This is a genomic window from Streptomyces sp. NPDC058751, from assembly GCF_042746485.1.
Taxonomy (GTDB): domain Bacteria; phylum Actinomycetota; class Actinomycetes; order Streptomycetales; family Streptomycetaceae; genus Streptomyces.
Genome location: NZ_JBHYPZ010000002.1, coordinates 223,278 through 238,664, shown reverse-complemented (window position 1 = coordinate 238,664; position 15,387 = coordinate 223,278). Strand labels below are relative to the sequence as shown.

9 protein-coding genes are annotated in these 15,387 nt (G+C 73.3%); 3 read left to right on the top strand and 6 right to left on the bottom strand.

Annotated features, from left to right (window positions below):
- Positions 1-281 precede the first annotated feature (281 nt).
- From ppdK to ACFW6B_RS03190, 3 genes are all read left to right on the top strand, one after another.
- Entirely contained in the window at positions 282-2,966 is a 2,685-nt protein-coding gene (ppdK, locus tag ACFW6B_RS03200; protein ID WP_386591595.1) for a pyruvate, phosphate dikinase, read from the top strand.
- Positions 2,967-3,392: 426 nt separating this feature from the next.
- Entirely contained in the window at positions 3,393-6,086 is a 2,694-nt protein-coding gene (gene adhE / locus ACFW6B_RS03195) for a bifunctional acetaldehyde-CoA/alcohol dehydrogenase (RefSeq protein WP_386591594.1), read from the top strand.
- A gap of 116 nt (positions 6,087-6,202) precedes the next feature.
- Positions 6,203-6,610, top strand: a complete 408-nt coding sequence (locus ACFW6B_RS03190; RefSeq protein ID WP_386591593.1) for a hypothetical protein — start codon at positions 6,203-6,205, stop codon at positions 6,608-6,610.
- Positions 6,611-6,763: 153 nt separating this feature from the next.
- On the opposite strand, the gene ACFW6B_RS03185 is transcribed toward ACFW6B_RS03190, so the two are convergent.
- The 6 genes from ACFW6B_RS03185 to ACFW6B_RS03160 all read right to left on the bottom strand — a co-directional run bounded on the left by ACFW6B_RS03185 (position 6,764) and on the right by ACFW6B_RS03160 (position 15,386).
- Positions 6,764-7,270, bottom strand: coding sequence for a flavodoxin domain-containing protein (locus ACFW6B_RS03185; protein WP_386591592.1), 507 nt, complete (start codon positions 7,268-7,270; stop codon positions 6,764-6,766).
- Positions 7,271-7,289: 19 nt separating this feature from the next.
- Positions 7,290-8,021: a CBS domain-containing protein gene (locus tag ACFW6B_RS03180; protein ID WP_386591591.1), complete on the bottom strand. Its 732-nt coding sequence runs from the start codon at positions 8,019-8,021 to the stop codon at positions 7,290-7,292.
- A gap of 12 nt (positions 8,022-8,033) precedes the next feature.
- On the bottom strand, positions 8,034-10,796 hold the full coding sequence (locus ACFW6B_RS03175; protein ID WP_386591590.1) for a GNAT family N-acetyltransferase: 2,763 nt from the start codon (positions 10,794-10,796) through the stop codon (positions 8,034-8,036).
- A 166-nt stretch (positions 10,797-10,962) separates the two neighbouring features.
- On the bottom strand, positions 10,963-11,856 hold the full coding sequence (locus ACFW6B_RS03170) for a universal stress protein (protein ID WP_386591589.1): 894 nt from the start codon (positions 11,854-11,856) through the stop codon (positions 10,963-10,965).
- A 26-nt stretch (positions 11,857-11,882) separates the two neighbouring features.
- Positions 11,883-12,788, bottom strand: coding sequence for a universal stress protein (locus ACFW6B_RS03165; protein WP_386591588.1), 906 nt, complete (start codon positions 12,786-12,788; stop codon positions 11,883-11,885).
- 1,587 nt (positions 12,789-14,375) lie between these two features.
- On the bottom strand, positions 14,376-15,386 hold the full coding sequence (locus ACFW6B_RS03160; protein WP_386591718.1) for a hypothetical protein: 1,011 nt from the start codon (positions 15,384-15,386) through the stop codon (positions 14,376-14,378).
- Position 15,387 lies beyond the last annotated feature (1 nt).

Here is a 15,387-nt window from a genome sequence, read left to right as displayed (position 1 = left end):
GTGGCCGAACATCCCCGCCGGGGGCCGTTGGTCCCGCCTTCCCGTCCCGGACGGCCCCTTTCCCGCTCGGCACGGCGCCGACCGGCCGTACGGTCCCCTCCGGCCGGGAAGGGCGTCCTGTGTCACGGTAGGAGTGGGCCGCGGGCCGCTTTCCGGGCACTCGCGCGCAGGTGGGCCGACCGGCCCCGTGAAGGGGCCCGACAGCACCTGCTCCTCGCGTACGCACCGGTCGAGCCTGGAGACGTGTTCCAGCCCGAAACCCGACACAGGAGGCCGGCGTCATGGTCCGTTACGTGTACGACTTCGCGGAGGGCGGCCGTGACCTGGCCGGTCTGCTGGGCGGCAAGGGAGCCAACCTGGCCGAGATGACCCGGCTGGGGCTGCCCGTCCCGCCGGGCTTCACCGTGACCACGGACGCCTGCCGGGCCTTCCTCGCCGACGGCACCGAGCCGGCCGGTCTGATCCGGGAGGTCTCCGACCACCTGACGGTCCTGGAGGAGGCGGCGGGACGGCGGCTGGGGCAGCCGGACGATCCGCTGCTGCTGTCGGTGCGCTCCGGGGCGCGCTTCTCCATGCCCGGCATGATGGAGACGATCCTCGACGTCGGTCTCAACGACGAGTCCGTGCTCGGTCTGGCGAAGGTCTCCGGCAACGACCGTTTCGCCTGGGACTCCTACCGCCGGCTCGTCCAGATGTTCGGCAGCACGGTCATGGGCGTCGACGGCTCCCTCTTCGAGGACGTCCTGGCCGGCCTGAAGCGGGAACGGGGCGCGGCGGGCGACCTGGACCTGACGGCGGCGGACCTGGCCGGGCTCGTCGAGGCGTACCAGGATCTCGTGCGCCAGGAGACCGGTGAGTACTTCCCGCAGTCCCCGGCCGAGCAGCTGCGGCGGGCGGTGCTCGCCGTGTTCGAGTCCTGGAACGGCGAGCGCGCGCGGATCTACCGCCGCCGAGAGCACATCCCCGACGACCTGGGCACCGCGGTCAACGTGCAGACCATGGTCTTCGGCAACCTCGGCGCCGATTCCGGCAGTGGCGTCGCCTTCACCCGGGACCCCGCCACGGGACGGCCCGGCCTGTACGGCGACTACCTCGCGAACGCGCAGGGGGAGGACGTCGTCGCGGGCATCCGCAACACCGTCCCGCTGACCGCTCTCGCGGACATGGATCCGGCGTCGTTCGACGCGCTCCGCTCGCACATGAAGACCTTGGAGACGCACTACCGGGATCTGTGCGACATCGAGTTCACGATCGAGCGCGGCCGGCTGTGGATGCTGCAGACCCGGGTCGGCAAGCGCACCGCCGAGGCCGCGTTCGCCATCGCCACGGAGCTGGCGGAGGAGGGCCTGATCACCCCGGACGAGAGTCTGGCCCGGGTCGGCGGGGAAGGTCTCGCGCGGCTGATGTTCCCCCGCTTCGACACCTCGGCCGTCGGCGACGCCCTCGCGCACGGTCTGCCCGCCTCGCCGGGCGCGGCCGTGGGCGCCGCGGTGTTCGACTCGGCGGAGGCGGTACGCCGGTCCGCGGCGGGCGAGAAGGTCGTCCTGGTCCGTCAGGAGACCACACCGGACGATCTGCCCGGCATGATCGCCGCGCAGGCGGTGCTGACCAGCCGCGGCGGCAAGACCAGCCACGCGGCCGTCGTCGCCCGGGGCATGGGCAGGGTGTGCGTGTGCGGGGCCGAGGAGATCACCGTGGACACCGGGGCGCGCCGGTTCACCGTGGGGTCCACCGTCGTCGAGGAGGGCACGGTCGTCTCCGTCGACGGTTCGGAGGGTGCCGTGTACCTGGGCGCCGCCCCGCTGGTCGACTCCGCGGTGATGCGGTACTTCGAGACGGGCGAGCGGTCCGAGACGCTGGTCGAAGCCGTCGCGGGCGCCTTGGAGCGGGCGGACGGCGTACGGCGTCTCGAGGTGCGGGCGAACGCCGACAACCCCGAGGACGCGGCCCGCGCCCGGCGGTTCGGCGCCCAGGGCATCGGCCTGTGCCGCACCGAGCACATGTTCCTCGGCGAGCGCCGCAAGCTGGTCGAGGCGATGATCCTGGCCTCGGACGAGGCCGAGCGCGAGCGGGCTCTGGCCGCGCTGCTGCCCCTGCAGCGGCGGGACTTCAGCGGCATCCTGGAGGCGATGGACGGTCTGCCGGTCACCATCCGGCTCATCGATCCGCCGCTGCACGAGTTCCTGCCCGACCGCACCGGCCTCGCCGTGCGGATCGCCGCCGCCGAGGCCCGGGGCGAGCGCCCGGAGGCGCACGAGACCGATCTGCTCGACGCGGTGAACCGCATGCACGAGGAGAACCCGATGCTCGGGCTGCGCGGCGTGCGCCTCGGCCTCGTCGTCCCGGGGCTGGTGGCCATGCAGGTCCGCGCGATCGCCGAGGCGGTCGTGGAGCGCACGCGGGCCGGCGGCCGGCCCAGGGCGGAGATCATGGTGCCGCTGGTGGGCGCCGTCGAGGAACTGCGCATCGAGCGGGCCGAGGTGGAACGCGTCCTGGCCGAGGTCTCCGAGGAGTCGGGCATCCCCGTACGGCTCCCGGTCGGCACCATGATCGAGCTCCCGCGTGCCGCGCTCACGGCCGGCCGCATCGCCGAGGAGGCGGAGTTCTTCTCCTTCGGCACCAACGACCTCACCCAGACGACCTGGGGCTTCTCCCGCGACGACGTCGAGGCGGAGTTCTTCTCCGCCTACCTCGACAAGGGCATCTTCGCCACCTCGCCGTTCGAGACGATCGACCGCGACGGAGTGGGCCGGCTGGTCCGCATCGCCGTGGACGAGGGCCGTGCCACGCGGCCCGGGCTGAAGATCGGTGTCTGCGGGGAGCACGGCGGGGACCCCGAGTCCGTGCACTTCTTCCACGCGGCCGGTCTGGACTACGTGTCCTGTTCGCCGTTCCGCGTCCCCGTGGCGCGTCTGGAGGCCGGGCGCGCCGCGCTCCCCGGGACGGGGACGAGCGACAGCAGGTGAGCCAGGGGTTCCGTGGGGTCGTACGCCTTCCGTCAGAGGTGAGGTGACGGTCCGTCACGGACCTTCCGTCCCTGGGGAACACCGGCGGACCGGGATCCGGTCGACAGACCTGTCGACCGGATCCCGAGTCGGCGAACGGGCACGTCGGACGGTCCCGGTCCGGTGAGCGGGCGTGCCGGACGGTCCCGGTCCGGTGAGCGGGCGTGCTGGGAGCGCGCCAGGGCCGGTGCCGTCAACAGGCCCTCCCTTCCCGGCGCTTCGGGGCCGATCGGCCCCCGGCGAGGACCCATCGGGACCTGCTCGCGGACGCCTCCGCCGGGAGAAGCTGATGCTGCGACGGGGACCGGACCACGGCCCCCGGAGCACCGCTCCACCCCAGCGCCCCACCCGCGTTGCGTTCCTCACCCGACCCCGGAGGCTCGCCCCATGACCCGCCACGACGACCGCACCGCGACCACCGCCACCGCCCCCGCGAGCACCCCGTCCGACACCGCCCTCGCGGTGGACCACCTGGTGGAGAACGCGCTCAAGGCGCTCGCGCACTACGAGGCACTCGACCAGGAACAGGTCGACCACATCGTGAAGAAGGCCTCGGTCGCGGCCCTCGACCAGCACACCGCGCTGGCGCGCCTCGCGGTGGAGGAGACCGGCCGCGGGGTCTTCGAGGACAAGGCCGCCAAGAACATGTTCGCGTGCGAGTACGTCACGCACAGCATGGGCCCCATGAAGACCGTGGGCGTCATCGCCCGCGACGACATCGACGACATGACCGAGGTGGCCGAGCCCGTCGGGGTGGTGTGCGCGGTCACGCCCGTCACCAACCCCACCTCGACCACGATCTTCAAGGCGCTCATGGCGCTGAAGACCCGCAACCCGATCGTGTTCGCCTTCCACCCCTCGGCCCAGCGCTGCAGTTCGGAGGCCGCCCGCATCGTGCGCGACGCGGCCGTCGCGGCGGGGGCGCCGGAGCACTGCGTGCAGTGGATCGAGAGCCCGTCCGTCGAGGCGACCGGCACCCTGATGCGCCACCCCGGTGTCTCCCTGATCCTCGCCACCGGCGGCAACGCCATGGTCAGGGCCGCCTACTCGGCCGGCAAGCCCGCTCTGGGCGTGGGTGCGGGCAACGTGCCCGCCTACGTCCACCGGAGCGCCGACGTCCGCCGGGCCGTCAACGACCTGGTGCTGTCCAAGTCGTTCGACAACGGCATGATCTGCGCCTCCGAACAGGCCGTCATCCTGGACGAGGAGATCCATGACGCGGTCCTCTCGGAGTTCCGCGGACTGCACGCCCATGTGGCCACCGCCGAGGAGAAGGCGAAGCTGGAGGCGTTCCTGTTCCCGGCCGGCGCGGCGGGAGCGGGCTGCGAGCCGAAGGTCAACTCCGCCGCCGTCGGACGGAGTCCGGCGTGGATCGCCGAACAGGCCGGATTCTCCGTGCCCCCGAACACCTCGCTGATCCTCGTCGAGGCCGGCTCGGTCGGCCCGCAGGAACCCCTCACCCGCGAGAAGCTCTGCCCGGTCCTCGCCGTCCTGCGGGCCGGATCAGCGGAGCAGGGTTTCGACCTGGCCGCCGACATGGTCGCCTTCCACGGCCAGGGCCACAGCGCCGTCATCCACACCGGCGACCCCGAACTCGCCGAGGCGTACGGCCGCCGGATGAAGACCGTACGGATCATCGTCAACGCCCCGTCCTCGCAGGGCGCCATCGGAGGCATCTACAACAGCCTGCTGCCCTCGCTGACCCTGGGCTGCGGATCGTGGGGGAGCACGTCTGTGTCGAACAACGTCTCGGCCGCCCAACTGCTCAACGTCAAGCGCGTCTCCGTGCGCCGCAACAACCTCCAGTGGTTCAAGGTGCCGCCCAAGATCTACTTCGAGCCCCAGTCCATCCGCTACCTCGCCTCGATGCCGGACGTCCACCGCGTCACGGTCGTCACCGACGCGACGATGACCCGCCTCGGACTCGTCGACCGGGTCCAGAACGTCCTGCGCCGGCGCCGGGAGCCGGTCACCGTCCAGGTCATCGACAACGTCGAGCCCGAACCCAGCATCGACTCCGTGCGGCGCGGCGCCCGGCTGATGGGCGACTTCCGCCCGGACACCATCATCGCCCTCGGCGGCGGCTCCCCCATGGACGCGGCCAAGGTGATGTGGCTGCTCTACGAACAGCAGGCCGAGGGCAAGGACGTCGACTTCGCCGACATGCGGCACAAGTTCTCCGACATCCGCAAGCGCGCCTTCCGCTTCCCGGTCCTCGGCAAGCTGGCCCGGCTCGTGTGCGTCCCGACGACCTCGGGGACCGGGGCCGAGGTGACCCCGTTCGCCGTCATCTCCGACCCGGCGACCGGCAAGAAGTACCCGCTGGCCGACTACGCGCTCACGCCCAGCGTGGCGATCGTCGACCCGCTGCTCACCAAGGCCCTGCCCCCGACCCTGGCCGCCGACAGCGGGTTCGACGCCCTCACCCACGCCATCGAGTCCTACGTATCCGTCTACGCCAACGACTTCACCGACGGCCTCGCCCTGCACGCGATCCGGATGATCTTCGAGAACATCGAGGCGGCCGTCAACGACCGCGCGGCCAGCGAGCGGGCACAGGAGAAGATGCACAACGCGGGCACCATCGCCGGCATGGCCTTCGGCAACGCCTTCCTCGGCATCGTCCACGCCATGTCCCACACGCTGGGCGCCACGTTCCACATCGCGCACGGCCGCACCAACGCCGTCCTGCTCCCGCACGTCATCCGCTACAACGGCACCGTCCCGACGAAGCTCACCGGCTGGCCCAAGTACGAGAACTACCAGGCCCCCGAACGTTTCCAGGACATCGCCCGCACGCTCGGCCTGCCCGCCACCACCCCGGCCGAGGGCGTCGAGTCCCTCGCGGCGGCCGTGGAACGGCTCCGGGACCGCGTCGGCATCGAGCCGACGTTCCGGGCGCTCGGCGTCGACGAGCACGCCTTCCTGGACTCGCTGCCCCAGCAGGCCCTGAACGCCTACGAGGACCAGTGCGCGCCCGCCAACCCCCGGATGCCGATGCTCGACGACATGCAGGAGCTCATGCGCACGGCCTACTACGGCCGCGAGGCGGACGACACCACCGCCGTCCCCTCCGACTGACCGGCCCCGGCTCCTCACCTCTCGCACCACCCTCCGAGGTCTTCGGCCCGCCCTGTGACCGTCCGGTACCGCGGCCCGACCTCCCCCATTCCGTTCCGTCCGAAGGAAGGACCCCCATGACCACCGACAGCACGCGGCAGACCCCGGCGGTCCGGCTGCGCCACGACGGCTCCGTGGACGAGGACACCCTGGCGTACGCCCGTACGAAGATCGATGCCGTCCTCGGCCGGCCGGGACTGCCCGCCGTCACCGGAGAGGTCCGCATCGTCCTGGCGGCGGCCCACCACGCCGGCCACCCGTGGTCGGCCACGGCGGACCTGCGCGTCGGACGGCGTCAGATCGTCGCGCTGGCCGAGGAGGCGACGGGCACCGAACTCGTCGACCGGCTCCAGGACCGGCTGCGCCGCCAGACCGACAGGGCCGCCCACGTCCGGGACGACAGCCGCGGCACGAAGGCCCCGCCGTGGCGCGGCGGAACCGTCCAGGACCGTGGCGGAGCCGTCCAGGACCCCGTGAGCCCGTGAGGAAGCGGTCCTTCGCGCGGCACGAGAACCGGGCGGCCCCTGAGGCAGGGGCCGCCCGGCCGTTCTCCCGTAAGGCCGCGGAACCCGCCGTACGGTCCCGGTCGTCACCGTCGAGCGACCACACGTGAGCCGAGCGGCGTGACCGGGCCTGACTCAGGCGTGGTCACGCTGGTTCAGGGAGTCCGCGATGCCCTTCGCCCATTTCTCGACGGCGTCGAAGTCCCGGAAGTCCCCGCCCTTGCCGGAGCTGACGATCATCTTGGCGATCCGTCCTTCGGCTCCTTCCTTCAGGCATCCGCCGAAGGTGACGTGTCCCCGGGCGTCCAGCCGGTCCATGGTCCGCCGCACGCCGCGCACGGGCGGGATGTCCCGGTCGGCGGCGGAGGAGTCGAGGGGGCCGCTGCTGAACAGCCACACCGGAGTGTGCGCGAGCTGTGCGCGGTGCCGGCGGACGAACCACCGCGCGTCCTTGTGCCAGCGGCCCGCGTACAGCCCGCCGCCGACCACGACGGCGTCGTAGGGGGCCACGCTCGTCACGGACCGGGCCGGAAGGGCCCGCGCGGTCAGACCGCCCTCGCGCAGGGTGTCGGCGACCGCTTCGGCGATCTCCGCCGTGGATCCGTTCGTCGTTCCGTAGGTGACCAGCACGGTGTCGGTCATGACGGTCCGCCTCCTTCTCTCACAGTCGGCGCAGCCGGTCCTCGGTCACGCCGTGCGGTGTCCGGTCGTCGGGACGCAGGTTCGCGTCGTCCAGCCGGTAGGTGAGGTCGGACACGACGTCGACCACACCGTCGATCCGACGGGTCATGGACACCACGATCTCGGTCTCGCTCCTGCGGTCCATGTCCCCGGTGAGGGTGACGACGCCGTCGGCCACGAAGACATCGACGCTGCGCGGCGACAGCCACAGCGAGCGAACCAGCACCTCGTCGATCACCTCGTGCCGTATCTCCTCGTCCGGCCGCAGGAAGACCCGCAGGAGATCACCACGGGTGACGATCCCGACGAGCCGGTCCTCCCCGTCGAGGACGGGGAGCCGGTCCACGTGCTTCCGGGCCATGGTGCGGGCTGCCTGGACGACGGTGTCGTCGGCGTGCACGGTGACGGGCGGTACGGTCATCAGTCCACCGGCGGTACGGGCCCTGTTCTTGGCGGCCTGACGCCGGGCGCCGGGCGTCAGGCCGACGAACCTCGTGCGACGGTCCGGCTCGTACGGATCCGGCATGGTGGCATGGCGCATCATCAGGTCCGTCTCCGACAGGACACCGATGACCTTGTCGTCCTCGTCCACCACCGGGAGTCCGCTGATCCGGTGGGCGGCGAGCAGCCGTGCCACCTCCTTGAACGGCGTGCCGTACTCGGCGCGGACGACGTCCGTCGTCATCACGGAACCGGTCTTGTCGTATCGCACGGCTGTTCCTCCTCAGCGCAGTCTGCGCAGGTAGGGGTCCTGGGGGCGGCGGGGCAGCAGTCGTACCCGCGCGTCGAGCACGGTGATGCCGCCCGGTGCGGCCAGGACGGGGTTGAGATCGGCCTCGGCGAGCTGCGGCAGGTCCGCCGCCATCCGGGACAGCCGCAGGAGCAGCCGCTCCAGCCCTTCGAGGTCGACGGGGGTGTGTCCGTCGGCGCCCAGCAGCAGCGGGGCGCACCGCGGCGAGGTGATCAGTTCGTGCACGTCCCGGTCGGTGAGCGGGGCGAGCCGGGCGGTGTGGTCGGCGAGCACCTCGGTTGCCGTACCGCCGAGTCCGAACAGGACGAGCGGGCCGAAGACCTCGTCCTGGACGACGCCCGCGAGGAGTTCGGTGCCCCGGTCGGCGAGGGGCTGCAGGACGACGCCGGTCATGAGGCCGGCGAAGCGGGTCTCCAGGTCGCGGAACGCGGCGCGGACCTGGGCGTCGCCGCGCAGGTCCAGGTGGACGGCCCGCTGCTGGGTCTTGTGCAGGAGGCCGGGCCAGTGGGCCTTCATGACGACCCTGCCGTCGAAGCCGCGCAGCCGGTCGGCGGCGAGCACGGCGTCGTCCTCGCAGTCGGCCCAGGCCCACGGGATCTGCGGGACGTCGTAGCAGGTGAGCAGTTCGGCGCAGGTGCGCGGGTCGAGCCAGCCGCCGTCGGGGTTGAAGGCGAGGTACTCCTCGACGACCGTGCGGGCCCGCTCGGACTCGACGCCGTCCAGGCCGGGGACGGTTCCGGCCGGCCGGGCGAGCCAGGCGGCGCGCCGGGCGGCGTGGGCCAGGGCGCGGGCCGCGGCCTGCGGTTCGGCGTACGAGGGGACGGTGCCGCCGTCGGCGGCGGGCAGCAGCAGGACCGGCCGGTCCTGTTCCAGACGTACGGCGATGACGGGGCGTGCCCTTCGTCCGGGAGCCGTGGTGAGGGCGCGGACCAGGTCGTCGCCGGTGGCCGCGGCGACCGCGGTGGGGACCAGGGCCACGACGACGGCGTCGACGCCGGAGCACCGGGTGAGGCGGTCGACGCAGTCGGTGAGCTGTTCCTCGGACACCGCGGCGGTGGTGTCGACGGGGTTGCCGACGGCGGCGCCGTCCGGCAGCACGGCGCGGAGTGCGTCGGTCGTCGCGGGGGTCAAGGGGGGAAGGACGAGCCCGGCCTCGGCACAGGCGTCCGCGGTGAGCACTCCGGCGCCGCCCGCGTTGGTGACGACGGCGACGCGGGGGCCTTCCGGCAGCGGCTGGGAATGGAGGAGGGCCGCGGTTTCCAGGAGTTCGCCGACCGAGCGGGTCGCGGTGACGCCCGCCTGGGTGAACAGCGCCCGGCGGGTCATGGTGCGGGTGGCGGCGGCGGCCGTGTGGGAGGCGGCGGCCTTGCGGCCGGCCTCGGTGCGGCCGGCGTCGACGGTCAGCACCGGGATGCGGCGGGTCACGCGCCGGGCGGTACGGGAGAAGGCGCGCGGGTTGCCGAAGGACTCCAGGTGCAGCAGGGCGAGGTCGGTGCGGCCGTCGCTCTCCCACCACTGGAGCATGTCGTTGCCGCTGACGTCGAACTTGTCGCCCAGGGACGCGAAGGACGACACGCCGATGCCGAGCCGGGACAGGCCGTCGAGCAGGGCGATGCCGACGCCGCCGGACTGGACGGCGATGCCCGCGGTGCCGGGGCGCGGGTGCTCGGCGGCGAAGGTCGCGTCGAGGTTCAGGTCCGGGGCGGTGTTGGCGACGCCGAGGCAGTTGGGCCCGACGAGCCGCATGCCGTGGGTGCGGCAGGCGGTCAGCAGGGCCCGGGCCTGGGTGGGGTCGAGGCCGGCGGTGACCACGACGAGCGCGCGGACCCCGGACCTCCCGCACTCCTCGGCGACGGCGGGCACCGCGGCGGGCGGTACGGCCACGACCACGAGATCGGGCGTCATCGGCAGGGCCGTGACCGACGGGTAGGACGGCACCCGGAGCACCGAGGTGACGCCGGGGTTCACGGCGAGGAGACGGCCGGTGAAGCCGCCCGTGCGCAGACGGTGCAGGACGGCCCGGCCCACCGATCCCGGTGTGCGTCCCGCCCCGGCCACGGCGACCACGGAGGGCCGCAGCAGGGGCAGCAGACTGGCCACGTCGGCGGCGCGGCCGCGGGCCTCGACCGCGGCCAGGTAGGCGTTGTCCTGGTCGAGGTGGATGGTGCAGCGCACTTCGGGGCCCTCGAAGCGGCGGGTGGTGCGCAGCCCGAGGTCGGCGAAGAGCCGGAGCACGGCGTGGTTCTCGCTGAGGGCGTCGGCGGTGAAGGTGGCGATCCCCTCGGACCGGGCGGACGAGACGAGGTGCTCGACGAGCAGGGTGCCCACGCCCCGGTGGTGGAGGCCGTCGGCGACGGCGATGGAGATGTCCGCCTCCTTCGTGGCGCCGTTCGCCCTCCGTGTGTCTCCCGTCCCTGTCGCGGTGCGGCCCTCTCCCCTCGCGGCGCCGTCCTCCCCGCCCGTGTCGTACTCGGCCAGCCCGATCACCCTGCCGTCAGCCTCGGCCAGCAGGGCGCGGTAGCCCGGCCGGACGGGGGCGCAGGCCCGGTCGGCGGCCTGGACGGCCGAGCGCTCACCGATCGAGAAGAACCTCAGACGGAGGTTCTCCGGCGACATCTCCTCGTAGAACCCGCGCAGCCGGTCGTGGTCGCCCGGGAGCGCCGGCCGGATGCGTACGGTGGTGCCGTCGGCGAGCAGGGCGTGCACGGGGTGCCGTTCGAGCAGGTCGTCCGTCATCGCGGGCCTCCTCCATGCGTCGGTACTTCGATCGTCCGCCCGGGCGGGGAGGGGGCCCATGGGCTGTACGGGCAGTCCCTGGGCCGGTCGGCCCGGTCGTCCCCGCCGACCGGCCCCCGTCGCGTGGCCGGACCGTGGTGCGGGGCGGCCGCGGGGCCGTCCCGTCTCACTCCGGCTCGGGGACCACGGCGACCGGGCAGGCGGCGTGGTGCAGGACTCCGTGGGCGACCCGGCCGAGCTGGAGTCCGAGCCGTCCGTGCCGGCGCCGGGCCCCGACCACCAGCAGACCCGCGTCGCGGGACGCCTCCAGGAGGACGTGGCGGGCGGGGCCCTCGACGGTGCGGCGGCGCACGTCGACGTCGTCCGGCACTCCCTTCAGCGCCTCGTCCAGCACCGTGAGGGCCCGCTCCTCGTGCAGCCGGGCGGGTTCACCGGTGAGCAGCGGGTGGTCCACGCTCTCGTGCGCGGGGCAGCGCCAGGCCCGTACGGCGTCCAGGGGCGCCCGGCGCAGTCCCGCCTCCCCCACGGCGAAACGCATCGCCGCCGAGTCCTTCCCCGTCTCCCCGACCCCCACGACCACGCGGCGCGTACCGGCCGTGACCTGGTTGTCGTGGCAGCCGCGCAGCACGATCACCGGGCACTCGGCGTACGCGGCCACCGCGAGGCTGACGGAGCCGAGCAGCATCTCGACGAGATCGCTGCGGCCGCGGGTGCCGAGGACCAGCGCTGCGGCGTCGCGGCCCTCCCGCACCAAGGCGTACTCGGGCTCCTCGGCCAGGATCTCGGCGGAGACCTCCAGGTCGGGGTGGCGCCTCAGGGCCCGGCGGAGGCCGACCGCCACGATGTCCTCGGCACGGACCTCTTCCGAGGACCTGTGCTCCCCGGCGAGTGCCGTGCCCTCGTAGCGTTCCCAGAGGGAGGCGTACACGATCCGCAGGGGCACGCCGCGCAGCGCGGCCTCGTCGGCCGCCCAGTCCGCGGCGCGCAGGCTCGGCTCGGATCCGTCCACGCCGACGACCAGGGGGAGTCCCACCGGTTCTCGCACGTCTGCCGGCTTCATGGGTCTGTTCCTCTCGGGGACGGTCGTCAGGCGTGGGGGACGACGGCGACGGGGACGGTGGCGTGGTGCAGGACGGCGTGCGTCGTGTGGCCGATGTGGAGGCCGAGGGGGACCCGGCGGGTGCTGCGGCCCACGACGACCAGGGATGCCTCGTGGGACGCCTTCACCAGGTGGAGCGCGGGGCTGCCGTACCGGGTGAGTTCGACGACGTCCACGTCCGGGAACCTGGTCCGCCAGGGGCCGAGGACCTTTTCCAGTTCCTCCGCGGCGCACAGTGCCAGGGCTTCGTGCAGCGGCGGATTCACGGGGGTGCCGAAGGCGTAGTAGGGCGGCGGGTTCCAGGCGTGGAGGACGCGCAGCGAGGTCTCCCGCCGCAGGGCGGCGTCGAAGGCGAAGCCGATCAGCGTCTCGTCGGGGTGCCTGACGTCGAGCCCGAGCAGGACCGGCCTGAAGGGCGTCGCCGTGGAGGGCCCGCCCGTGGGGTCCGGCTCGTGCTCGTCGACGGCCTGCTCGGACGCGCGGACCAGCACGACGGGGCGCTCGGTGTGCGCGACGGCGGACAGGCCGACCGAGCCGGCCATGAAGCCGCCCAGCCCGCCGAGACCGCGGGAGCCGAGGACGAGCAGTTCGGCGTTCTCCGCCGCCTTCACGAGCGCGTCGCCGGGGTAGCCGGAGAGCTGTTCCGTGATCACCTCGACGTCGGGGTGGCGCAGCCGGACCACCTCGGCGGCTTCCCGGGGGATCCTCTCGCTCCAGTGCTGCTGGGTGTCGGCGTCCAGGAGCGACGCCCGGGCCATCGGCTCCGGCACCGGCTCCCACACGTGGACGAGCCTCAGCGGCAGGTCGCGCAGCTTCGCCTCGCGAGCCGCCCATTCGGCGGCGGCCCGGCTCTCGCGCGAGCCGTCGAGACCTACGGTGACGGTGCGGAGCATGATCTCCACCTCCTGTGGCGGCCGGTCTTCGGTATCGGGTGCCCGACACGTCTCACTGTCGTCCCGTGCGCCGTCGGGCACCCGATACCGAAAGGCCGCCGCCATGGGGCCGAACGTCCCTGTGTCCGGGGCCTGTTGGTATCCGGTCCGCCAGTCCGCCCGCCCGGCGGTCCGGCGGTCCGGCGGTCCGGCGGTCCGGCGGTCCGGCGGTCCGGCGGTCCGGCGGTCCGGCGGCGCCGACAGGACGGAGGAATGTCGTCGGTCAGGCGGCGCAAGACCCGCCCCTTCGAGGTGCCGTCTCCCGCGCAGGGTGATTGCGTGGCGCCCGGGAGGCCGGTGTGGGCCCCTCGGTCACCTGCAGTGCCGGAAACCGGGAGGACGGGAACGCGATGAGCGTGCGGGACCGGATCGGGCCGGAGCCCTCCGCGCGTCCGGGAGGGGCGGGGAGGCCGTGACCGAGGACCAGATCCTGCTGGGCGTCGGTCTGACCGTCGCGCTCGCCGTGGGCTCGCAGATCCTGGCGAGCAAGCTGCACGTCCCGTCGCTGATCGTGCTGCTGCCCGTCGGATTCACGGCCGGGGCACTCACCGACGTCGTACGCCCCGACAGTCTGGTACCCGACTTCACGGCCCTGGTGTCGCTCGCCGTGGCCGTGATCCTCTACGACGCGGGGCTGGGTCTCGATCCGCAGCAGCTGAAGGGCGAGACCCGGAGTGTGGTGACACGGCTGATCGTGCTGGGGATCCCCGTCACCTGGGGAGCCTGTCTGGGACTGGTCGCCGCGCTGTTCGACGTCCCGTTCGCCGTGGCGGTCATGGTCGGCGTCATCCTCGTGGTCTCCGGACCGACCGTCGTCGGCCCGCTGCTCGACCACGCCAGGCCGGTCGACCGGGTGCGGAGGATCCTGACCTGGGAAGGGACCCTCACCGACCCCCTCGGGGGCATCCTCGGCGCGGTCGTCTTCCACATCATCGTCCGGTCCGAGGACAGCCAGGGCTTCCGGTTCGGCACGTTCTTCGGGAGCATGGCCGTGGGGCTGGCCGGCGGCCTGGTCGGTGTCGGCCTGCTGTGGCTGACGCTGCGCAGGCTGCGGCTCGGCGGGACGCTCGGGACGCTCGCGCAACTGGCCACGGTCGTCGCGGTGTCCGCGGGCTGCGACATGGTCCTGGACGACACCGGGCTCATCGCGGCGATCGTCATCGGCATCGTCGTGGCGAACCTGCCCGGATTCGACATGCCGGCGCGCCGTCCCTTCTTCGAGACCGTCGTCCAGCTCGTCATCGGTCTCCTGTTCATCTCCATCTCGGCCTCGGTCGCTCCGAAGGCCGTCGCCTCGGTGCTGCTCCCCTCGCTGGTGCTCGTCGCGGCGCTCGTCCTGGTGGTGCGGCCGGTGGTGTCCCTCGTCTCGGCGGCGAGGACGGACGTCGGCCCCGGGGAGCGGGCCTTCATCGGCTGGATGGCGCCCCGGGGCATCGTCGCCGCCTCCACCGCCGCGACGTTCTCCGCGTCGCTCGTCGACCAGGGTCTGTCCGGCGCCGACAAGATCCTGCCGATCACGTTCCTGGTGATCGTCGGAACCGTCCTGGTCTACGCGCTGACCGCCAGGCCGGTCGCCGTGCGGCTGGGGGTCGGCCGGCCGGCGCGCTCGCGGCCCCTGCTGGTGGGCGGCGCCCCCTGGGTGATCGACCTCGCCCGGTCGCTCGGCGCGGCCGGCCTGGACGTGCTCATGTGGGCCGGCCTCCCGCGGGAGCGGGAGCGGATCAGGGACGCGGGGATCGAGCTGGCCGCGGGGGAGCTCCTGGCCACGGCCGCCGACCCGCGGGCGCGTCTGGAGGGCGTCACGGTCGCGTTGCTGCTCACGGACGACGACGACCTGAACGCGCTCGCGTCGGTGGTCGTGCAGGACGGCATCGACGGCCCGGTGTACCGGGTCGGTCCGGCGCCCGGCGGCGAGGGCATCGTCGCCCCGTACACCGGCGGCAGCGGTGTCCTCTTCGGACCCGGTCTCGTCCGGAGCGCGCTGGAGGCCCGCCACGAGGACGGTGCGCTCTTCGTCGTGCGGCCCGCCGCCGACCCGCTCCCGCCGGGCCACGAGCTGCTCTTCGTCGTACGGGCCGACGGCCGGCTCGAACCGGTCACCGAGGCGCAGGAGGTCACTCCGGCCGCCGAGGACACGCTCGTGCTCCTCGGCCCCGCACCGCACGCTTCCGCACGGTCCGAGGGCGCACCCGGCCAGGGCTGACCGCGTGCGCCGTCCGGGGGCCCGGCCGGGCCGACGAGCCGTCTCAGCCTGCCGGGTCGTGCCAGGTGTCGTCGCCGGGGAGGAGGGGCGTCGGCCTCCTCGGCTCCCCAGGTGCCGCGGGCGTACGGGTGGACGGGGACGGTGTCACCGAGGACGGGGTCGACGATCCGCCAGGCCGCCTCGACGGTGTCCTGACCGGCGAACAGCCGGCGGTCCCCGTCCAGGGCGGCGAAGATGCTCGGCGAGTCGGCCCTGGGCGCGGCGAACCAGTCCATCACGCCCTTGGCGGAGACGAGCGCGACGGTCTGGAGGTCGCCCACCGGGCCGTGGTCGGCGATCGGCGGGTAGCGGTCCATC